Below are 21,248 nucleotides of genomic sequence, written 5' to 3'. Positions count from 1 at the left end.
GGGGGAGGAAGCGCCAGGCTCTCCGGCACGCCGGGAGCCTTCCGCCCATCCGCTTTCGCGTGGGTGAGAAGGGACGTGCTCCGCCCCGCCGCCGGGCCCGGATCGGCCCCGTTTCGCGGGCGCGGCTAATTGTCGGAGCCCGGGGCTACTGTGCGGCGGGTGATGACACGGTGGGGCCAGGCCGCGACCCGGGACACGGGTGACGCGGGGGTGGACGGCGCCCGTGCCGGCACCGATGCCGAGACCGATGCCGGCGCTGGGGCCGGCGCTGGGGCCGGGGCCGGGGCCGGTGGCCGGGTGGCGGCCGGGCGCAGCCAGGCCGAGCAGCGGGAGAGCAGGGTCGCCGCGGGCCTGTCGGAGCTGGAGCGGTGGCTGGCCGACCAGATCGGGCAGGGGATCGCGCAGGCCCGTCAGACGGGGCCGGCCGACTGGGAGGATCTCGCGAGACGCCTGGTCGACGCGCAGGCGCCGGGTGTGGCGGGGACCGTCACCCGGCTCTCGCGGGTGCTCGGCGCCGAAGACTGGCCGGGCCTGCTGCTCGGGGAGTACGCGCTGCTTCACCTGCTCGCGGTCGCCCATCGCCGTGCCGCCGCGCTGCCCGGGCCGTTGCGGCAGACCGTGCGGGCGCGGGTGGGATTCCCCGTCACGAGGGAGTCGGTCCTGGCCACCCCGGCGGTTCGGGACCACTGGGATGTCGTCGGCTGCCGCGACGAGGAGCAGGACCGGCTGGTCGCCCGTCGCGTGTGGCTGGCCGGACGCACGACGGGCCGTCTGGCGATGGTGCTGTCGTTCGCGCCGGCCGGGCAGCCGCTCGACACGTTTCCGCCGCCCGGCACGACGATCGACGCCGACCTGGCCTTCTATCCGGGGGCCTCGCCCCTGCGCGCCCTGGTGGCCGGGCGGCGGGGCCATGTCGACGCCGGGCCGCCCCCGGGCACAAAGGTCTCCCAGGTGCCCGCGCTGATCGCCGAGGTGCTCGCCGCCGATCCCTGGACCGACTCCTGGCCGCTGGTGCTCGACGGGGCCGTGCCGTGCCCGGACGGCCTCGCGGACGACGAGGGGAACGCACTTCCGCTGCATCCGTCCGCGGGCGTCCCGTGGCGCCTGCTGGCCGTCTCCGGCGGGCGGCCGGTGACGGTCGCCGCCGAGTGGACGCCGCGTGGGCTGCTCCCGCTGACGGTGTGGAACGAGGACGGCGGGGCGGTGCGGTTATGACGCGTGCCGTTTCCGGGCGATGGGAGGCCGGACGGGTCTCGTGGGAGGAGCTGGTCTCCACCGCGCTGGTGGGCGCCGGCCGCCGCGCCGTCCCGCCGGAGAGCCTGTTGGAGCGGGCCGCCGAGCAGGTGGTGCGGATGCGCGCGGGACGGCGACCGGGCAGGGGCAGTCCGCCGGTTCCCGCGCCGGCGGAGACGATGCCTCTCGTACCCGGCGCCGCCGCGGACCGGCTGGCCCGCATGCTCGCGGGGGAGCAGAGCAGGCTGCTGACCGAGTGGCTGGAGACGGCGGCGGCGCGGCGGGGGCGGGTCCCGGCCGAGATGATTCCCGGGCTGCTCGACCTCGGGGCCCGCGACCGGTCGATCCGCGCCTGCCTGGGGGCGGTCACCGGAGCCCGGGGCCGCTGGCTCGCCGGTCTCAACGCGGCATGGGCCTATCTGCTGGCGGAGCCGGCGCACGTGCCGCCCGACAAGGTGTGGGAGCTCGGCACCAGCGGCGACAGGCGTGCCTTCCTGGCCGCCTTGCGGCGCCGTGACCCGGCCGCCGCGCGGGAGCTGCTCGAACGCGGCTGGAGCGCCGAGACGCCGGAAGACCGGGCTGTTTTCGTGACGATCCTCGCCGACGGCCTCGGCATGGCCGACGAACCGTTCCTGGAGGCGGTGCTCGACGACCGGCGCCGCGAGGTGCGGCAGGCCGCCGCCGACCTCCTCACCCGCCTGCCGCGGTCGCGGCTGGCCCTGCGCATGACCGCACGCGCGCGCCGTCTCGTGACCGGGGACGGCTCGCGGCTGCGGGCCGAGCCGCCGCCGGAGTGCGACGGCGAGATGGAGCGCGACGGCGTCAGGGCGCGGCCGCCCGCCGGGATGGAGGCGCGGGGCTGGTGGCTCCAGCAGGTGGTGGCGCACACGCCGCTGTCGTTCTGGCCGGATCACCTCGGCATGCCGCCGGACGAGATCGCGGCGGCCCGGATCGGCGACTGGCAGCGTGAGGTCCGCATGGGCTGGACCAGGGCCGCCATCCTGCAGCGGGACGCGACGTGGGCGCGTGCCCTGTTCGAGGCCGAGCCGCTGACCGACCTGCTGGCCGTGCTCCCGCCGGAGGAGCGGTCGCGCCGGGCGGCCGAGCTCGTGGCGGGCCATCCCGTGGACGGCCAGATGGGCATGATGCTGGGCGGCGTGCCGCGGCCGTGGGGGCACCGGCTGGCGAGGGCCGTGCTCAAGAAGATCGTCGAGACCACGCGGACGCAGCCGTGGAACGCCGGTGAGCTGATCCGGCTGGCGGGGGAGCGGTTCGACCCCGCGATGCACGAGCACGCCGGGGAGGTCCCCGAGCTGGCCGCGACCCTGCGCTTCCGTTCCGAGATGCTGAAGGAGCTTGAGTGACCGGCATTCTGCGCCCGCACGCGGAGGACCAGTTCGCCGACGAGCTGGCGATCCTCGCGAAGACCGACGACCGGCCGCGCCCACCGGGCTGGCGGCTGTCGCCCTGGGCGGTGACGACCTACGTGCTGGGGGACGGCGGCCAGATCACGCCGAAGTACATCGGCCCGCGCAGGATCGTCGAGGTCGCGGTGGCGACGCTCGCCACCGACAGGGCACTGCTGCTGCTCGGCGTGCCCGGCACGGCCAAGACCTGGTTGTCCGAGCATCTCGCCGCGGCGATCAGCGGCGACTCGACCCTGCTCGTGCAGGGCACGGCCGGCACGGCGGAGGAGGCCGTGCGTTACGGGTGGAACTACGCGCGGCTGCTGTCGGAGGGCCCGTCCCGAGGGGCGCTGACGCCGAGCCCGGTCATGCGGGCCATGGCGGAGGGACGGCTGGCCAGGATCGAGGAGCTGACCCGCATGCCGTCCGACGTCCAGGACGCCCTGATCACCGTGCTGTCCGAGAAGACGCTGCCGATCCCCGAGCTGGGGGAGGAGGTGCAGGCGGCCAAGGGCTTCAACGTCATCGCCACCGCCAACGACCGCGACCGCGGGGTCAACGAGCTGTCGAGCGCGCTGCGCAGGCGGTTCAACACCGTCGTGCTGCCGGTGCCCGCCAGCACGGAGGAGGAGGTCGGCATCGTGGCCCGGCGGGTGGCGCAGCTCGGCCGCGCCCTGGAGCTGCCGGAGACCGTGACCGGTTTGGAGGAGATCCGCCGCGTTGTGACGGTCTTCCGGGAGCTGCGCGCGGGCGTGACCTCCGACGGGCGGACCAAGATCAAGTCGCCAAGCGGCACGCTCAGCACGGCTGAGGCCATCTCGGTCGTCACCAACGGGATCGTGCTCGCCGCCCACTTCGGGGACGGCGTGCTGCGCCCGGCCGACGTCGCGGGCGGCATCGTGGGGGCGGTGGTCCAGGACCCGGTGTCCGACCGCGTGGTCTGGCAGGAATACCTGGAGACGGTCGTCCGCGACCGCGACGACTGGCGTGACTTCTACCGGGCCTGCCGCGATGCCGGCTGAGATCGCCGCCGGCGCCTTCCCCGGCCCGGACGGCGACCGGCGTGGCGGCCGGGGCGGTTCCCGGAGTGGCGACGACCACGACGACCGGGGCCACTCGGGTGGCGGGAGCAGGCCGGAGGATCCGGCGCAGGAGGTGCCGGTGCCGAGGGTGCCGGTGCCGGGGGTGCCGGTGCCGGGGGTGCCGGTGCCGGGGGTGCCGGTGCCGGGGGTGCCGGTGCCGGGGGTGCCGGTGCCGGGGGTGTCGGTGTTGGGGGTGCGGCACCACGGGCCGGGATCGGCCAGGGCCGTGCGCGACGAGCTGAACCGGATCCGGCCCGATCTGGTGCTCGTCGAAGGCCCGCCCGAGGCCGACGCCCTGGTGGCGCTCGCCGCCGATCCCGGCATGCGCCCGCCCGTCGCGCTGCTGGCGTACGTGCCGGGAGAGCCGTCGCGGGCCGCCTTCTGGCCGTTCGCGGAGTTCTCCCCGGAGTGGCAGGCGATCGCCTACGCCGTCAGGGCGGGCGTCGAGGTGCGGTTCTGCGACCTGCCCGCCGCGCACAGCCTCGCGCTCGACGCCGACCCCGTACGCCGCGATCCCATCGGCGAGCTCGCCCGCGCGGCGGGATACGACGACCCGGAGCGGTGGTGGGAGGACCTGGTCGAGCACCGGGGCGAGGCCGGGACGCTCGACGTGGTCGCCGAGGCGATGCGGGCCGCGCGTGAGGGGCACGTCGCGGAGGGCGTCGAGGCCCGGCGCGAGGCGTACATGCGCAGGACGCTGCGGAAGGCGACGCGCGAGGGCTTCACCCGGATCGCGGTGGTCTGCGGGGCCTGGCACCTGCCCGCACTGACCCTGCCCGCACTGACCCTGCCCACGCCGACTCCGCCTGCACCGACCCTGCCCACGCCGACTCCGCCTGCACCGACCCTGCCCACGCCGACTCCGCCTGCACCGGCCTCGCCTGCACCGGGAGTGCCCGGGGGACATGCCCGGGAGACCGGCCGGACCGCGGGGCCGGGCCCGGGCACGCCGGACGGGCCCGGCGGGCTGCCCTCCGCGGCTGAGGACGAGCGGCTGCTGCGCGGCCTGCCGAAGGTCAGGGTCGAGGTGACCTGGGTGCCGTGGACCCACGGACGGCTCGCCGCCGGAGCGGGCTACGGCGCGGGGGTCGGCGCGCCCGGGTGGTACGAGCACCTGTTCACGGCGCCCGACCACCCCGTGGAGCGCTGGCTGGCCCGCGCCGCCGCGATCCTGCGGGAGGAGGGCCTGCCCGTCTCCTCCGCGCACGTCATCGAGGCCGTACGGCTGGCCGAGGGCCTGGCGGCGCTGCGCGGCAGGCCGCTCGCCGGTCTGTCGGAGGTCACCGACGCGGTCAGGGCGGTGCTGTGCGGCGGCGACGAGCTGCCGGTCGAGCTGGTCCGGCGGCGGATGGTCGTCGGGGAGCGGCTCGGGCGGGTGCCGGACGCCACGCCGATGGTGCCGCTGCGGCGTGACCTGCGCGACGAGCAGCGGCGGCTGCGCATGAAGCCCGAGGTCATGGCCGGGGAGCACGACCTCGACCTGCGCAGGCCGCTCGACCTCGGCCGCAGCCGGTTGCTGCACCGGCTCGCCCTGCTGGGCGTGCCCTGGGGGACGCCACGGCGGGCCCGGAGCAAGGGGACGTTCAAGGAGTCGTGGTCGCTGGAGTGGCGTCCGGAGCTCGACGTGGCCCTCATCGAGGCGGCCGTGTGGGGGATCACGGTCGAGGCGGCGGCGACCGCCCGCGTCCGCGACCTCGCGAACGGCGCGGGCCTGCCCGAGCTGGCCGCGCTGGTCGAGCGCTGCCTGCTCGCCCACCTGCCGGACGCGCTGACGTATGTCCTGGGGCGGATAGAGGACCGGGCGGCGCTCGACGGCGAGGTGCGCCACCTCATGGGGGCGCTGCCCGCGCTCGTGCGGGCCCGCCGCTATGGGGACGTGCGCGGCACCGAGGGCCTCGCGGGTGTCACCGAGTCGATGCTCGCGCGGATCTGCGCCGGGCTGTCGCCCGCCCTCACGGGGCTGGACGAGGACGCGGCCCGGGAGATGGCGGCGCTGATGGACGGCGTCCACACGGCCGCCGGGTTGATGGGCGGCGGCCGGTGGCTCGCGACGCTGGCGGGGATCGCCCGGCGCGACGACCTGCCGGGGCTGCTCGACGGCCGGATCGTGCGGATCCTGTTCGACGCCGAGGCGCTGGAGGACGACGTGGCCGCCCGCATGGCGCGGGCGATGTCGTCCGGCGACCTCCCGGCCCGGTCGGCGGCCTGGATGGAGGGCTTCCTGTCCGGGGGCGGCCTGCTGCTCGTCCACGACCCGCGCCTGCTGGCCGTCGTGGACGCCTGGCTCACCGGCCTGTCACCCGAGGCGTTCGTGGACGTGCTGCCGTTGCTGCGGCGCACGTTCGGGGCGTTTCCCGCGCCGGAGCGGCGGATGATCGGCCGCAGGGTCCGCTCCGGCGCGGCGTCCGGTGGCGAGGAGGAGGCCGGGTACGACGACGGGCCGGCCGCGGCGGCCGTACGGACCGTGCGCGAGATCCTGGGACACGCGGGGAGGGCCTGATGGACGGCGAGGAGGAGCGGCTGCGCCGCTGGCGGCTGGTGCTGGGCGGCGCGGCGGAGGGGACGCTCGAAGGCGTGGACGCCCGGATGGACGCCGCCCTCACGGCCCTTTACGACGCGCAGGAGCAACGCGGCGCCGGCCTCGGCGCGTCCGCGCCCCGGGTGGCCCGCTGGCTGGGGGACATCCGGGAGTGCTTCCCCGCGGGTGTCGTGCAGGTCATGCAGAAGGACGCCATCGAGCGGCTCGACCTGACCCGGCTCCTGCTGGAGCCCGAGATGCTGGAGGCCGTCGAGCCCGACGTGCACCTGGTGGGCACGCTGCTGTCGCTGAGCCGGCTGATGCCGGAGCGGGCACGCGAGTCGGCAAGGGCCGTCGTCCGCACGGTCGTGCGGGAGCTGGAGGCCCGGCTGACGCGGCGCACCCTGACGGCCGTCAGCGGCGCGCTCGACCGCTCGGCGAGGACCCACCGGCCCAGGAGGACGGCCGAGGTCGACTGGAACCGTACGATCCGGGCGAACCTGCGCAACTACCTCCCCGAGCGGAGGACCGTCGTGCCGTCCCGGCTGGTCGGGTACGCCCGGGGGCAGCGGGCCGTCCAGCGGGAGGTCGTGCTGGCCGTCGACCAGAGCGGCTCGATGGCCGCATCGGTGGTGTACGCGGGGGTCTTCGCCGCGGTGCTCGCGTCGATGCGCTCGCTCAAGACCTCGTTCGTGGCCTTCGACACGGCCGTGGCCGACCTGACCGATCGGCTGCACGACCCCGTCGAGGTGCTGTTCGGCACCCAGCTCGGCGGCGGCACCGACATCAACCGCGCGGTGGCCTACTGCGAGCGGCTCGTCACCCGGCCGGCCGGCACGATCTTCCTGCTGATCAGCGACCTGTACGAGGGCGGGCCGCGTGAGGAGATGCTGCGCCGGATCGCCGCCATGACCGCCGCCGGGGTCCAGGTGATCGTGCTGCTCGCGCTGTCGGACGAGGGCACGCCGCAGTACGACCACGACAACGCGGCGGCGCTGGCCGCGATGGGCGTGCCGGTCTTCGCCTGCTCGCCGGACGCCTTTCCCGGCCTCATGGCGGCCGCCATAGAGCGCCGGTCGTACGACCAAGGTCGCATTCCCGCGCCCGGACGGTGATATGTAATGTCCGTATCATGTCTTCGGTAATGACCGCTCCAGCCGCCGTCTTCAGCCGGCGCTACCGTGCCCTGAGCGTCGGGATCGTGGCTCTCGTCATGCTCGTGGCGTTCGAATATCTGGCGGTGGCCACCGCGATGCCGCTCATCGGCCGGGAGCTGAACGGCTACCACCTCTACGGCCTGGCGTTCAGCGGCGGCATGGCGGCGAACGTCATCGCCACGGTGGTGGGGGGACGCTGGAGCGACGCCCGGGGGCCGTACCCCGCCCTGTGGACGGGAGTGGCGGGGGTCCTCGCCGGGCTCGCGGTGTCCGGGTTCGCGCCCGACATGGAGGTCTTCCTCGTGGGCCGGTTCCTCCAGGGGCTCGGCGGTGGTCTGTTCAACGTGGCGTTGTACGTCCTGGTCGCCCAGGCGTACCCCTCGGCCATGCACCCGCGGGTGTTCTCCGTGCTGGCCGCGGCGTGGGTGCTGCCGTCCGTGGTCGGCCCGGCCGTCACCGGCTTCGTGGCGGAGACCTGGAGCTGGCGCCTGATCTTCCTGGGCGTGGCGGTGCTGTCGCTCCCCGCCGCGCTGATCATGTATCGGGGACTGCCCGCCGGGGAGGGGCAGCCCAGGGAGGCGATGGGCCGGGCCTTTCTGCCCCGGTTCGCCTGGGGCGTCTGCGCCGCGATCGGCGCGGCGCTGCTGCAGTACGGCAGCGGCGCGGCGGGCGCGGGGATCGTCCTCGCGGTCGCCGGGCTGGCGATCCTCGCGCTGACGCTGCCGAAGCTGCTGCCGAAGGGGACGCTGCGCGCCGCCCGCGGGCTGCCCACCGTGATCGCGCTGCGCGGCCTGGCCGCCGGAGCGTTCTTCGCCGCCGAGGTGTTCGTCCCGCTGATGCTGGTGCAGGAGCGGCACCTGAACACGGCCGAGGCCGGGCTCGCGCTCACCGGCGGGGCACTCGCCTGGTCGCTCGGCTCGTGGATCCAGGGCCGCAGGCCCCACGCGCGGGCGATGACCATCCGCCTCGGCGCGACCCTGATCGCCGCCGGCATCTGCGTCACCGCTTTGATCGTGATCCCCGCCACGCCGGCCCTCGTGGTCTTCGGGGGCTGGATCGTGGCGGGCCTGGGCATCGGGATGATCTTCCCGACGTTGTCGGTGCTGGTGCTGGAGCTGTCCGCGCCGGGGGAGGAGGGCCGCAACAGCTCGTCGCTGAGCATCGGAGAGTCGGTCTTCTCCGTCGTCGCCGTCGCGGTCACCGGGGCCGTTTTCGCCGCGTACGGGAGCCGTCCGTGGGTGTACGTGACCTGCCTCGGCCTGCTGGTCGTCATGGCGGGCACGGCCACTCTCGTGGGCGGCCGTTTCGAGCACCGCCGCGAACCGGGCACCATGGAGGTCTAGGGAATCCCGGATATCCCGCCGTAGAGCAGGCCGGCCGGACGTAGCGCCACCGAGGCGCCGCCGGGGCGGCCTTCGGCGGGTCCGGGGGGAGAAGCGAGGGGATCCGAGTGCCGCGTGTCCGGGAGCTGGAGGTCTTCAGGATGACCCTGCCGTACGGCAGGCGTCCGGAGACCGTCCTGGTGAAGATCACGGACTACGGCGGCATGGTCGGGTGGGGCGAGGCCGTCGATCCCGCCGAGGCCGGCCCGCTCGAGCGGGCCCTGCCCGCGCTCATCGGCATCGACTGGGAGCACCCGTCGGAGCTGGGGGAGATCCCCGGCGGCGCGGCCGGAGACATGGCCTGCTGGGACCTGTGGGGCCGCATGAACGGCGTCCCGCTCTCCCACGCCCTCGGCGGCAGCCGCACGTCGCTGATCGCGACCGTCAGGCTGTCGGCGGACCGCTCCCTGGAGAGCATGGTCGCCCGGGTGAACCGGCACGTGTGCGCGGGCTACGGGCACGTGACCCTCGACGTCCACCCCGGCTGGGACGTCGAGCCGCTGCGCGCCGTGCGCGCCGCCTATCCCGGCCTGGCCATCGCGGTGGACGGGCGCGGCGCCTACACGGAGATCGCGCAGCTGGAGGCGCTGGACGCCTACGGGGTGGTGGCCATCGAGCGCCCCTTCAAGGACCTGCTGACCAGCGCCGACCTGCAAGACCGGGTGTCGGCCCAGGTCGCCGTCGAGGTGGCCTCGGTGGCCGAGCTCGACGAGGCGGTGAGCCTCAACGCGGGCCGGGCGCTGCTGCTGCGTCCCGCGAAGTTCGGCTCGCTCGGCGCCGTACGGCTCGCGCACGACCGTGCGGTGGAGGCCGGGTGGGACATCGTCTGCACCGGCGGCCTCGGGGCGGGGCTGGCCCGGGCCGCGACGGTCGCCGTCGCCAGCCTGCCCGGCTGCTCGCTGCCCAGCGACGTCGCAGAGCCGCCGAAGAGCGCGCAGGTGGTGCTCCCGCCCGTCGGCGCGTCCGGCGGGGTCGTCGCGGTGCCGCTCACCCAGCCGGGTCTCGGGCACACGGTGGACGAGGACCGGGTGCGCCGCATGGCCCGCGCGTCGTTCCGCGTCTGACCCGCGCTCCTGTCTGAGGCGGGCGCGGCCGGAAGAGCCCGGCTCAGCTCGTCATCGCCGCGCTCGGCGCCCCGCAGCCGTCGTCGATCGGGCTCGGCGTTCCCTCGGGCGAGAGCACGGGCGTGGGGGAGGGCGGCGGCGAGTGCCGGTGCCGATGCCGGTGCCGTCCCTGAGCGGACGGGGCGCCGGACGGTGGGGCGGACGGACCGGCCTGGGCGTGCTCGGAGGCGTGGATCGCCTTGGCGGTGAGCAGCCGGATCCGGTCCCAGTCGGGATAGGCGGTGTTGATCAGCGGCGGCACGAACTGCAGGCTGGTGATCGCGGCGTGCTTGACCTTCCAGGCCAGCGGCACCAGGTGTTCCAGCATGGGCCGGGGCACGTCGGTGCTGAGCAGCCTGCGGGTGGCCGCCGCGATCTCGGTGAACCGCGTCAGCACGGTGGCCGGGTCGGCCTGGGAGAGCAGGGCCCCGAGGACGCACCGCTGCCGGTGCATCCGGTCGAAGTCGTCACTGAGGGTGCGGGAGCGCGCGTACCACAACGCCTCGGTGCCGTTCAGCCGCCGGGTGCCCGCCCTGACGACGCCCTCGTCGTGCAGGCCGTAGACGATGTCGCGGTCCACCGACACCACGAGCCCGCCGAGGGCGTCGATCATCTTCGCGAAGCCCCAGATGTTGACCAGGGCGTACCAGTCGATCCGCAGGCCGAGGATGTGGCCGACCGTCTCCTTGAGGACCTCGGCGCCCATGTTCCGCCGCCCGCCGAACAGCTCGGGATGGTCGTCGGCGTACTGCCACACCGAGAACAGCAGGTCCTCTCGCCAGCCGGGGTGATACTCCGGGAGCTGGAAGCCGAAGGGGAAGCGGGCGGCCATGGCGCTGCCCGGGGGGAACCGGACGTGTTCCAGGTTGCGCGGCAGGCCGAGCAGCACGGTGTTGCCGGTGTGCACGTCCACGCTCGCGACGTTGATGCTGTCGGTGCGCATCCCGATCCGGTTGTCGCCCCAGTCGCCCCCGAGCAGGAGCACGTTGACCCGGTCGCGGCCCGCCCACGGGTCCTCCCGGCGTACGACACCGGCGGCCTGGCCGGTCCCGGCCGGCGCGGCGAACAGCGAGTCGAGGGTCTCCTCGGATACGCGCGCATATCGGGCGGCGATCGCGAACGGCACCGCGACGGTGACCGCGAGCACGCCCGCGACCAGGCCGGTGAGGACCTGCCCCCTGCGGGGCAGCCGGCCGGGCCGCAGGACGACGTACGAACGGATGACCAGCCAGAACCAGGCGACGGCACAGGCCCCGAACACCAGCGAGATCTGGCCCAGCCAGCCGAGCGCGCGTCCGGCGAGGCCGGCGTCCGCGCCGAGGGCCACGCACACGACGGCGACGACCACGGTCAGGTAGCCGCCGAGCAGGAGCAGCCCGGTGCGCCACCGGCCCGCGCGCAGGTGCGCCGCCCCGGGCAGCACCGCCGACAGCGCCACCCAGCCGATGAGGGCGGTGGCCGCGGACGCCGGGCGGCCGCGACGCGTCGACGGCCGGGCGCCGTTCCGGGGTGCGAGATCAGGGGTGACCACGCGTCAATTGAAGCGACACGGGCCCCGGAAAACCCGTCGGCGGCACGAGCGGGAACAGTCCATACCGGCATTTGACCGGGACTCGACCTTGAGGCCGGCCTACCAGGGGAAGTCGAACAGCCCGTAGTAGGCGGCGGTCAGCAGCAGCAGCGCGGTCCCGCCGAGCACACCGGCGAGGACGCTCTTCTGCCAGGGCGTCGGCTCCCAGCCGTCCCGCAGGCCGCCGGTCACCGCCGCGAACGTCGTGACCGTCTGCACGAGCATCAGGAGGGCGAGCAGGCGCACGACCAGCCACCCGGCCTGTACGGCGGGCCAGGCGCCGGCCTGGTTGACCGAGAACAGCACGATGAGCGTGATGAACGCCAGGACCGCGGCGAGCTCCCCGAGGCCGGTCCAGGCCATCCTGCGCAGCCGCCGCCGGAGGGCCGGCCACAGTTGCACGGTGGCCTCCATCCTGGCCTGCAGCCGCAGGTCGCGCCCGCGCAGCCGGACGACCATCTCGGTGACCGGCGCCGCGACGTAGCCGACCGCGGCCAGGCAGAGCGTGAGCCACAGGATCGTGCTGTTGCCCCACCACGGCGCGGCAGGCACGTCGGCGGCCTCGAAACGCTGCACCGGCGTCGCCCCCGCGATCGCCACCGAGGGCTTGGCCGTACGCGGCAGGTCCTTCATCCAGTTGGCGAGCGTGGGCAGGTAGTCCGGGACGTACGGCCCGCCGTGGATCCGCATGGCGTGGTCGGCCCCGGCGAGGAAGCGGATCGTGTAGTCGGTGTTGCCGCCCTCGGTCAGGGCGGCGGTGAGCGTCTCGGTGCTCTCCACGAAGGGGATGGACGGGTCGTCGGTGCCGTACAACGCCAGGACGGGCTGGGTGATCCCGCGCAGGGCGGGCACCCCGTCGTACCGCAGGAAGTCGAAGCCGACCCCGCCCATCGCCCGGGTGAGCAGGTCGCGTACGCCGGTCGGCGCGTGCAGGCGCAGCAACTGCTCGTTCAGCGCCCAGGCGACCTGGCGCAGCGGTGAGACGTTCGGGGAGGAGACCAGCACCACGAACGCGGCCTGCGGATCACGCGCGGCGGCGATCGGGACGACCCAGCCGCCCTCGCTGACGCCCCACAGGCCGGCGCGCGCCGGGTCGACGTCGGGCCGTGCGCGCAGCACCCGCAGCATGCGCAGGGCGTCGTCGGCGAGCAGGCCGAAGTCGCGGCTGCGGAAGGAGTAGCCCACCGTCCGCTTGTCGTACGCCAGCGTGACGATGCCCGCGCCGGCCAGCCACTCGGCCTGCTGGGTGAACTCCCCGCCGTCGCCCGACCCCGAGCCCTGCACGAACACCATCGCGGGATGGCGTCCCGGGGACAGGGGCGCCCTGATCGTCGCCTTCAGCGTCTCGTTCTTCGCCGGCACGAGGAGCGTCTCGGTGCGGAACCTGTCGGTGCGGGCGACCGGCCGCACTTCCGCGGCGGGCTGGGGAGGTAAGTCGCGAAACTGGGGCGAAGCGGACAGAGGTGGCGGGTCGAAGGCCGGCGGGGAGAGCAAGTGACCGACCGCGGCGAGTGCCACCATCAGCACACCGGCGATCACTCCGAGAGTGCCCCGGCCGACGTTCATGAGGCCGCTCCCCCATGCGTACTCGTGATACCGAACCTAGGCTAAGTCATTACTCCTTCTTTGCGTCATGCACCAGAGGGGCCGTTGGGGCCGCGTTTGTCGGAGGGACCTGTTAGCTTCCTGCGACATGCGTGTCCTGCACAGCTCCGACTGGCACCTCGGCCGGTCGTTCCACCGGGAGAGCCTGCTCGGCGCCCAGGCGGCGTACGTCGACCACCTGGTCGAGACCGTGCGTGCCGAGCACGTCGACGTCGTCGTGGTCTCCGGCGACGTCTACGACCGCGCCCTGCCTCCCGTCGACGCGGTCGCGCTGTGCAACGAGGCGCTGGCCAGGCTCAAGGCGCTCGGCGTGCACACCGTGCTCATCAGCGGCAACCACGACTCCGCCGTACGGCTGGGATTCGGCGCCGACCTCATGGAGCGGGTGCACCTGCGCACCGACCCCGCCAGGGCCTGGGAGCCGGTGATGATCGAAGACGTGGCGTTCTTCGGCATCCCCTACCTGGAGCCCGAGCTGGTCAAGGGGCCGTGGGAGCTGGCCGAGCGCAGCCACACCGCCGCGATCACGTACGCGATGGACCGGGTGCGGGCGCACCCGGCGGCGCGCAAGGTCGTGCTCGCCCACGCGTTCGTCACCGGGGGAGAGGCCAGCGACAGCGAGCGGGACATCAGCGTCGGCGGGGTCGCGCACGTGCCGGTGAGCGCGTTCTCGGGGGTCGACTACGCGGCGCTCGGGCACCTGCACGGCCGTCAGGTGATGAGCGAGACGGTCCGCTACAGCGGCTCGCCGATCGCCTACTCCTTCTCCGAGGCAGGCCATACCAAGGGCTCCTGGCTGGCCGACCTCGATTCGGGTCTGACGGAGTTCGTCCCCGCCCCGGTGCCCCGGCCGGTGAGCACGGTGCGGGGCCGCATCGACGACCTGCTTACCGACGGGCGCTTCGAGCGCTACGAGGACCACTGGCTGCAGGTGACGCTCACAGACCCGGTGCGTCCGCGCGAGGCGATGGAGCGCCTGCGCCGGCGCTTCCCGCACACGCTGGCGCTCGTCTTCCAGCCGGACGGCGCGTCCGAGGGGCCCGCGGCCCGGGCGAGGATCGCCGGCCGGGCCGAGATCGAGGTGGCGCTCGACTTCGTCCGCGAGGTTCGCGGCGAGCCCGCGGACGACGACGAACGGCGCCTGCTGCAGGAGGCGGTCGAGGCGTGCCGCATCAAGGAGAGCGCGTGAACGGCCGCCCCGCCGCGAGGTACGGCGCGGCGGCCGGGCGGGCGAGGCCGTCGTCCGCCGGGCGGGTTGAGGTTCGGGAACGCGGGGGCTTCCCGCGGGCGAGCGAGGAGGTCCGGTGAGGCTGCATCGGCTGCGCATGGTCGCGTTCGGGTCGTTCCCCGGCACCGAGGAGGTCGACTTCGACGCGCTCGGCGAGGCGGGCCTGTTCCTGATCCACGGGCCGACCGGCGCCGGCAAGACGACCGTGCTCGACGCCGTCTGCTACGCCCTGTACGGCAGGGTGCCCGGTCAGCGGGAGAGCGCCCGGAGCCTGCGCTGCGACCACGCGCCGCCCGACCGCGGGCCGTCGGTCACGCTGGAGCTGACGATCCGGGGCAGGCGGCTGCGCATCACCCGTTCGCCCGCCTGGATGCGGCCGAAGCTGCGGGGTTCCGGCCTGGTCGAGGAGAAGGCCAAGGCCCGCGTCGAGGAGCTGACCGAGCCCGGCGGGCAGTGGGTCGTGCGCAGCACCCGCAGCGACGAGGCCGGCGACTTCGTGAACACGCTGACGGGCATGACCGCGGCCCAGTTCTGCCAGGTCGCGATGCTGCCGCAGGGCGAGTTCGCGAAGTTCCTGCGGGCAGGCGGCGAGGAGCGACGGGAGCTGCTGGAACGGCTCTTCTCCGTGCGGGTGTTCAGCGACGTGGAGCGGTGGCTGGCCGACCATCGCACGCGCACGTGGCGGGAGGCGCAGGAGCTCGGCCAGCGGGTCGAGTCGGTGCTCGACCGCATGCGCGGCGCGGCGGGCGACGACCTGCCGCTGCCCGAGGAGGCCGGCGATCCCGCGGCCTGGGCGGGGGAGACGCTCGGCCTCGCCCGCGGCGCGCTCGCCGACGCGGTCACGGCCCGCGCGGCCAGTCAGGAGGCGCTGCTGTCGGCCCGTGCCCGGCTGGAGGAGGGCCGTGCCCTGGCCGACCGGCAGCGCAGGCACGCCGCCGCACTCGCCCGGCGGCAGGAGCTCGACGCGGCGGCGGACGAGCGGTCGGACCTGGAGGCGATGCTCGACGAGGCCGCCCGCGCCGACCGGGTGGCGCCGCTGATCCGGCAGGCCGTCCAGCGGACGGAGACCGCCGCCAAGGCGCGGTGGGTGGCCGCCGACGCCGTGCTCCGCGTGCTCCCCGGCCTCGGTCCGGAGCCCGACGGGGAACCGGACGCGGACCGGCGGGAGGCCACGCGGCAAGGTGCCGTGCGGCTCGACACGGAACGAATCGACACGGAACGAATCGAGACCGAGCGAATCGACACGGAGCGAATCGAGACCGAGCTGCCGGATCCGGAGCGGCTGGCCGTGCTGGAGCGGGAGCGGCGCGACGAGATCGCCCGGGTGAGCCAGATCCTCCCGGAGGAGGAGCGCCTGCGGCAGGTGCGAGGCGAGCGCGCCGACGCCGAACGCGCGCTGGCGGAGCTGACCGAGCAGGAGGCGGAGCTGACGCGGCGGCTGGCGGCCCTGCCGGCCGAGCGGCTCGACGTCGAGGAACGGCTCGCCGGGGCGCGTGCGGCGGCGGCGAGCCTGCCGGGCCTGACGGCCGTCAGGGACGCCGCGCTGCGCCTGCGGGAGGTCACCGGGCAGGCCGCGCGGCTGGACGCGGAACTGGCCCGGCTCGCCGATGACGAGGCGCGGGCCCGGGCCGCGCAGGCGGAGCTGCCGGAGCTGCTGGCCGGGGCCGAGGAGCGGCTCAGGGGCCTGCGCGACATGGCCGCGCGCGTCCCCGCGCTGGAGGCCGCCGCGCAGATGGCGGGGGACCGGCTGGAGGCCGCGCGGCTGCGCGACGCCCTGACCGCCCAGCTGGAGGAGGCCGAGCACGACCGGCGCGCCGCCGTCGACCTGGCCCAGGAGCGTCGCGACCGGCTGCAGGAGGTCCGCCAGGCGAGGATCGACGGGATGGCCGCCGAGCTGGCGGCCGGGCTCGTGCCCGGGGCGCCCTGCGCCGTCTGCGGCGCCACCGAACACCCCGGCCCCGCCGCGCCCGCCGCACGGGCCGCGACCGCGGACGACGAGCAGGCGGCGCAGGAGGCGTTCGAGGCCGCCCAGCGGGCGCGCGAGGAGGCGGAGACGACCGTCGCCGCGCTCTCGTCGCGGCTCGGCGACGCCGCGGCGCGTGCGGGGGGCCTGTCCCAGGACGACGCGTCCGCCGCCCTCGCCGACGCCCGCGACGAGCTGGCGCGGCTGCGCGCGGCCGAGACGGCGGTCGCGGCGGCCGAAGCGGAGGCCGGGCGGCTCGCGGCGGAGCTGGAGTCGGCCCGCGACCGGGCGGCCGAGCTGACCGGGCTGCTGACCGAGACCAGGACCAGGCGGGACGCGCTGCTCGCGGAGGGAGAGCGGCTCGCCGCCGGGCTGGAGGGCGACCTCGCGACGGCGGAGGCGGAGCTGGAACGCGCCCGTTCCCTGGCCGCCGCCGAAGAGGAACTGGCCGCCCAGGCCGCCCGGCTCGCGGCCGAGCTGGAGGAGCTGGGCGCGCGGGCCGCGCGCACCGGTGCGGCGCTCGCCGAGGCCCGCGCGCACCGGGACGGGCTGGAGGCCGGCGAGCGCAGGCTGGCCGAGGTGATCGACGCCGCCCGGGGCGAGGATCCCTCGCTCGCCGCCCGCCTCGACCGGCTGCGTGAGGAGGCGGATCTGCTCAGGGAGGCCGCCGAGGCTGCGGCCACGGCGGCCGCCGCCGATCGCGAGAGCGAGACCGCGCTGGCCGAGGCGGCCAGGGCCGCCCGCGCGGAGGGGTTCGCGAGCGTGGAGCACGCCTCGGCCGCCGTGCGCACGCCGGAGGAACGGGAGGCGATGTCCGAGCGGCTGGGACACCTGGACGCCGAACGGGCCACGGTCGAAGGGCTGCTCGCCGATCCCGAACTGGTCGCGGCGGCGGCCGAGCCCCCCGCCGACCTGCCGGAGCTGGAAGCCGGTCACGAGCGCGCCGAGCGCGACCACACCGCCCGCACCTCGGCGCACGACCGGGCGAAGGCCAGGCTCGACCAGCTCACGGGGCTCGCCGCCGAACTGGACGCCGCGCTGCGCGCCTACCGGCCCGCAGAGGAACGGCACCGCCTGGCGCGCCGGCTCGCCGAGCTGGCGACCGGCACGTCCGGCGACAACCGGTGGCACATGAGGCTGTCGGCGTACGTGCTGGGCGAGCGCCTCCGCCAGGTCGTCGACGCCGCGAACGAGCGGCTCGACCACATGTCGGGCGGGCGCTATCTGCTGCGGCACGACCTGAACCGGTCCGCGGGCGACCGGGGCCGGTCGGGCGGCGGGCTGGGCCTGCGCGTGCTCGACGCCTGGACCGGTGTGGAACGCGACCCGGCCACGCTCTCCGGCGGCGAGAGCTTCATCACCTCGCTCGCCCTGGCGCTGGGCCTGGCCGACGTGGTGACCGACGAGGCGGGCGGGGCCGAGATCGGCACCCTCTTCGTCGACGAGGGCTTCGGCACGCTCGACGACGAGACGCTCGACGACGTGCTCGACATCCTCGACGGCCTGCGCGAGGGCGGCCGGGCAGTCGGCGTGGTCAGCCACGTCGCCGAGCTCCGGGTGCGCATCCCCGCGCAGCTCCGCGTGGTCAAGGGCCGCTCCGGTTCCACCCTCTCGCACCACTGAGCCCTGTCCAAGAAGTCCTGCCCGAGAAGTCCTGCCCGAGAAGTCCTGCCCGAGAAGCCCTGCCCGAGAAGCCCCGCCACCGCAGCCCCGCCCAACCGCAGCCCCGCCGCCGGAGCCCATGCCGCGAGGCGACTGTGACAGCTCGCTCGCACGTGAAGCGAGCGTGGGTTGCGCACCGCACCGCAGAGCGACCCCGGAGCCGGCCCGCACCGGACGGCGGCCGATGCGTGGCCCTCTTACCAGAGGGCGAGCGAGCGGGTGAGGATGCGGGCGAGGTCCTCCTCTCGCACGGGCTTGGGGGCGGTGGTGAGCAGCCGCTGCTGCTTCATCGCCCCCTCGACCAGGGCCGGCACGTCGGCCTCCGCGTATCCCACGCCGCCGATGCCGTTCGGGATGCCGACGTCGCGCATGAGCGTGGTCAGCACGCCGGGCAGGAACTCCGACGGCTCGTCCGGCTTCGCCGCCGACGGATCGAGCAGTTCGGCCATGCGCAGGTGCCGCGCCGGGTCCGCGTCGAAGGTGAACCGGAACGCCTCCGGAGCGGTCAGCGCCACGGCCATGCCGTGCGGCACCATCGGCTCGCCGCCGGGGTAGCCGCGCGGGTGGAAGTCCTTCACCCGGCCCGCGATCGGATAGGCGTTGGCGTGCGGGATGTGCACGCCCGCATTGCCGAACCCGAGCCCGGCGAACGTCGCCGCCAGCGCCATCGCGCCCCGCGCCCGCGCGTCGTCGCCGTGCCGTACGGCGGTGCGGAACGAGCCCGCGAGCAGCCGGATCGCCTGCTCCGACCACATGTCCGCCACCGGGTTCGACCCGCAGTAGGGCACGCGCTCCTCGGGCCGCCTGCGCTCGTATGAGGTGTACGGCCGGGCGGTGTAGCTCTCCAGGGCGTGACAGAGGATGTCCATCCCCGCCGCCGCGGTCACCTCGGGCGGCTGCGTCATCGTGAGATCCGGGTCCACGACGGCCAGCACGGGACGGAGCCGGGCGTGGCTGATCCCCGTCTTGACCTTCAGGCCGAGCACGTCGAGCACGCAGATCGTCGTGCTCTCCGAGCCGGTGCCCGTGGTCGTGGGCACCGCGACCAGCGGCTTGAGCGGGCGGGAGGGGGCACGCCCGGCGCCGATCGGCGCGTTGACGTAGTCCATCAGCTCGCCCGGATTCGTCGTCAGCAGGTTGACGGCCTTGGCCGTGTCGATGCTCGATCCGCCGCCGACCGCCACGAAGGCGTCCCAGGGGCCGCTCGCGCGGGCGTGCCCGATCGCCGCGAGCAGGCTCTCGTCCGTGGGCTCGACGTGCACGCCGTCGTACACCTCCGCGTGGATGCCGAACCCGGCGATCTGCTCGGCGATCCGTGCCGGAGCGCCCGTCGCCGCCACGCCCGCGTCGGTCACCACCAGCACGCGGCGCGCGCCGTACTGCCCGAGGTCGAAGCCGATCTCGGCGGACGCGCCGGGGCCGAACTTGAGGGCGGGCGCGCCGTACGTGAAGACGGACTCGGGATTGCTCGGGACGATCACGATCGCTGGCCTTCCATCCGGGGGCTCACGCGGGCAGGGCGTGATGCCGGTTGCGGGGCGTTCCCGATGGGAACCTGGCATGTAGCATGCTGCATGTCAATGCGCCGCCGTACGCGGGCGGGCCCACTCCGGAGGGTGATCAGACGGTGCGAGCGGTCGCCGGCACGTCCAGTCTCACCGAGCAGGTCATCGAGGCGGTCAGGGAGGCCATCCACTCGGGGGAGCTGCGGCCCGGAGAGCTCTATTCGGTCTATCGGCTGGCCGAGCAGCTCAACGTCTCCCGCACCCCCGTACGCGAGGCGATGCTCCGGCTGGCGGAGGCCGGCCTGGTGCGGTTCGAGCGGAGCCGGGGTTTCCGGGTGCTGCGCCGCGATCCCCGGGAGATCGCCGAGGTGTTCCACCTGCGGATGCTGCTGGAGGTGCCGGCGACCAGGCGGGCGGCCCGCGACGCCGGTCCCGGCCTCGCCCGGGCGCTGCGCGAGGAGCTGGAGGCCATGCGCGCCGCCGCGGCCGGACACGACGAGCCGCGCTTCATGCGGCACGACCGGGCGTTCCACGACGCGATCCTCGCCGCGGGGGCCAACCGGCGGCTCGCCGGGGTCGTCGCCGGGCTCAGGGACGCCACGGTGACGCTGGGCGCCTCCACGGTCGACCGCTCCCGCTCGCTGGCGGACGTCGCCGCGGAGCACGAGCCGATCCTCGCCGCCGTCCTCGGCGGCGACCCGGACGCCGCCGCCGCGGCGATGCGCGCCCACGTGGCGCACACCGGCGAGCTCCTTGTGGCCCAGGCCGCGGCCGAGAACGGCCTGCCCGCCGACCCCGCCGACATCGCCCTCATCCGCGACGCAGCAAACGAATCTACAACGTAAAGGGCCGGTCGGCCGCCTTACGAGACAGGTCAGGAAGTGCCGGTCAGCCTGCGGGCCCGGGCGAGGCGGAGGGTGTCGCGCAGGCCGTACTCGCGATAGCCGTTGACCCGTCTCGGCGGCTGGAGCAGCACGCCCTGGTGGTGGTAGTGCCGCACGGTACGGGTGGACACCCCGGCCAGCGCGGCGAGTTCTCCGATCCGCATGGTCTCATTACAGACGTTGACGTCGCGTCAAGGTCAACGGCTCAGAAGGGCAGCCAGCGGGCGGTGAGGAGATAGCCGCCGTAGACGAACGCGGCGGCGGAGACGAGCAGGAACAGCAGCACCCACAGCGTGCCGGGCACGCGGGTCAGCCGGGCGAGCTGGTCGGCGTCGGAGTCCGGGGCACGGCCGAGGCGGCGCTTGGCCTGCAGCTCCAGGATCGGCCGCACCCCGCCGAGCAGCAGGAACCACGCGGCGGCGTACGCGCAGGCCGACTGGATATTGGGCGGCGCGAACCGCGACAGCGCGAAGACCGCGCCGCCCACGGCGAGCAGCGTCACGGCGCCGAAGAAGTTCCTGATCATCAGCAGCATGCAGGTCAGCAGCGCGAGCACGGCCCACAGCAGCATCGTGATCCGGCCGTCGGAGACCAGCCAGGCCGATCCGAGCCCGATCAGCGAGGGCGCGACGTATCCCGCCGCGGCTGTGGCGATCATGCCGGGGCCCGTCGGCCTGCCCCTGGTGAGCGTCACGCCCGAAGTGTCCGAATGAAGGCGGATGCCCCGCAGCTTGCGCCGGGTCAGCACCGCGACCAGCGCGTGGCCCCCCTCGTGCGCGATCGTGATCAGGCCGCGTGAGATGTGCCATGACGCCGGATAGGCGATGACGACGAGAGCGGCGAACCCGGTCAGTACGACCAGCCAGAGCGGGGGCGCGATCTGGACGGCGGTCAGGTGGTTCCACAGGGCGTTCAGGGGGTTCACCCCGAGATCGTACGGCGGCGGCCCG

The 21,248-nt window shown here is 74.8% G+C and carries 15 protein-coding genes; 10 read left to right on the top strand and 5 right to left on the bottom strand.

The window, feature by feature from the left end; translation table 11 throughout:
• The first annotated feature begins 162 nt into the window (after positions 1-162).
• The 7 genes from FLV34_RS03580 to FLV34_RS03540 all read left to right on the top strand — a co-directional run bounded on the left by FLV34_RS03580 (position 163) and on the right by FLV34_RS03540 (position 9,842).
• Entirely contained in the window at positions 163-1,215 is a 1,053-nt protein-coding gene (locus FLV34_RS03580) for an SWIM zinc finger family protein (protein ID WP_261985656.1), read from the top strand.
• A complete protein-coding gene (locus FLV34_RS03575) occupies positions 1,212-2,597 on the top strand; it encodes a DUF5691 domain-containing protein (RefSeq protein WP_147942356.1) in 1,386 nt (461 codons plus the stop codon). The genes FLV34_RS03580 and FLV34_RS03575 overlap by 4 nt, the downstream gene beginning before the upstream one ends.
• Entirely contained in the window at positions 2,594-3,661 is a 1,068-nt protein-coding gene (locus tag FLV34_RS03570) for an AAA family ATPase (protein WP_142645370.1), read from the top strand. The genes FLV34_RS03575 and FLV34_RS03570 overlap by 4 nt, the downstream gene beginning before the upstream one ends.
• Complete coding sequence (locus tag FLV34_RS41270; RefSeq protein WP_222709402.1) at positions 3,651-6,221, top strand: DUF5682 family protein; 2,571 nt, start codon at positions 3,651-3,653, stop codon at positions 6,219-6,221. The genes FLV34_RS03570 and FLV34_RS41270 overlap by 11 nt, the downstream gene beginning before the upstream one ends.
• Entirely contained in the window at positions 6,221-7,354 is a 1,134-nt protein-coding gene (locus tag FLV34_RS03550; RefSeq protein WP_147942355.1) for a VWA domain-containing protein, read from the top strand. The genes FLV34_RS41270 and FLV34_RS03550 overlap by 1 nt, the downstream gene beginning before the upstream one ends.
• Before the next feature lie 29 nt (positions 7,355-7,383).
• The gene (locus FLV34_RS03545; RefSeq protein WP_261985641.1) at positions 7,384-8,739 is read left to right on the top strand and encodes an MFS transporter; all 1,356 of its coding nucleotides are present in this window, start codon (positions 7,384-7,386) and stop codon (positions 8,737-8,739) included.
• 107 nt (positions 8,740-8,846) lie between these two features.
• Complete coding sequence (locus tag FLV34_RS03540) at positions 8,847-9,842, top strand: enolase C-terminal domain-like protein (RefSeq protein WP_147942353.1); 996 nt, start codon at positions 8,847-8,849, stop codon at positions 9,840-9,842.
• A gap of 43 nt (positions 9,843-9,885) precedes the next feature.
• On the opposite strand, the gene FLV34_RS03535 is transcribed toward FLV34_RS03540, so the two are convergent.
• Entirely contained in the window at positions 9,886-11,412 is a 1,527-nt protein-coding gene (locus FLV34_RS03535; RefSeq protein WP_142645366.1) for an LCP family protein, read from the bottom strand.
• Between the two features lie 99 nt (positions 11,413-11,511).
• Positions 11,512-13,017: a S9 family peptidase gene (locus FLV34_RS03530; protein ID WP_147942352.1), complete on the bottom strand. Its 1,506-nt coding sequence runs from the start codon at positions 13,015-13,017 to the stop codon at positions 11,512-11,514.
• A gap of 127 nt (positions 13,018-13,144) precedes the next feature.
• Here FLV34_RS03530 and FLV34_RS03525 point away from each other — a divergent pair, with 127 nt between their 5' ends.
• Both FLV34_RS03525 and FLV34_RS03520 read left to right on the top strand, forming a co-directional pair.
• Entirely contained in the window at positions 13,145-14,245 is a 1,101-nt protein-coding gene (locus FLV34_RS03525) for an exonuclease SbcCD subunit D (RefSeq protein ID WP_142645364.1), read from the top strand.
• Between the two features lie 115 nt (positions 14,246-14,360).
• Entirely contained in the window at positions 14,361-17,870 is a 3,510-nt protein-coding gene (locus tag FLV34_RS03520; RefSeq protein ID WP_147942351.1) for an AAA family ATPase, read from the top strand.
• A gap of 236 nt (positions 17,871-18,106) precedes the next feature.
• Here the strand turns inward: FLV34_RS03520 and FLV34_RS03515 are convergent, their stop codons facing one another.
• Positions 18,107-19,390 carry a hydroxyacid-oxoacid transhydrogenase gene (locus FLV34_RS03515; RefSeq protein ID WP_222709401.1) on the bottom strand — a complete coding sequence of 428 codons (1,284 nt, stop codon included), beginning with the start codon at positions 19,388-19,390 and terminating at the stop codon, positions 18,107-18,109.
• A gap of 86 nt (positions 19,391-19,476) precedes the next feature.
• On the opposite strand from FLV34_RS03515, the gene FLV34_RS03510 reads away from it, so the two are divergent.
• Entirely contained in the window at positions 19,477-20,259 is a 783-nt protein-coding gene (locus FLV34_RS03510) for a GntR family transcriptional regulator (RefSeq protein WP_142645361.1), read from the top strand.
• A 29-nt stretch (positions 20,260-20,288) separates the two neighbouring features.
• On the opposite strand, the gene FLV34_RS03505 is transcribed toward FLV34_RS03510, so the two are convergent.
• Both FLV34_RS03505 and FLV34_RS03500 read right to left on the bottom strand, forming a co-directional pair.
• Positions 20,289-20,462 carry a MerR family transcriptional regulator gene (locus FLV34_RS03505; protein ID WP_147942349.1) on the bottom strand — a complete coding sequence of 58 codons (174 nt, stop codon included), beginning with the start codon at positions 20,460-20,462 and terminating at the stop codon, positions 20,289-20,291.
• A gap of 41 nt (positions 20,463-20,503) precedes the next feature.
• Positions 20,504-21,214: a M50 family metallopeptidase gene (locus FLV34_RS03500; protein ID WP_142645550.1), complete on the bottom strand. Its 711-nt coding sequence runs from the start codon at positions 21,212-21,214 to the stop codon at positions 20,504-20,506.
• Positions 21,215-21,248: the final 34 nt, after the last annotated feature.

It is taken from the genome of Microbispora sp. CSR-4 (genome assembly GCF_008033685.1).
Classification (GTDB): domain Bacteria; phylum Actinomycetota; class Actinomycetes; order Streptosporangiales; family Streptosporangiaceae; genus Microbispora.
This window is presented reverse-complemented; position numbering and strand designations above follow the sequence as displayed.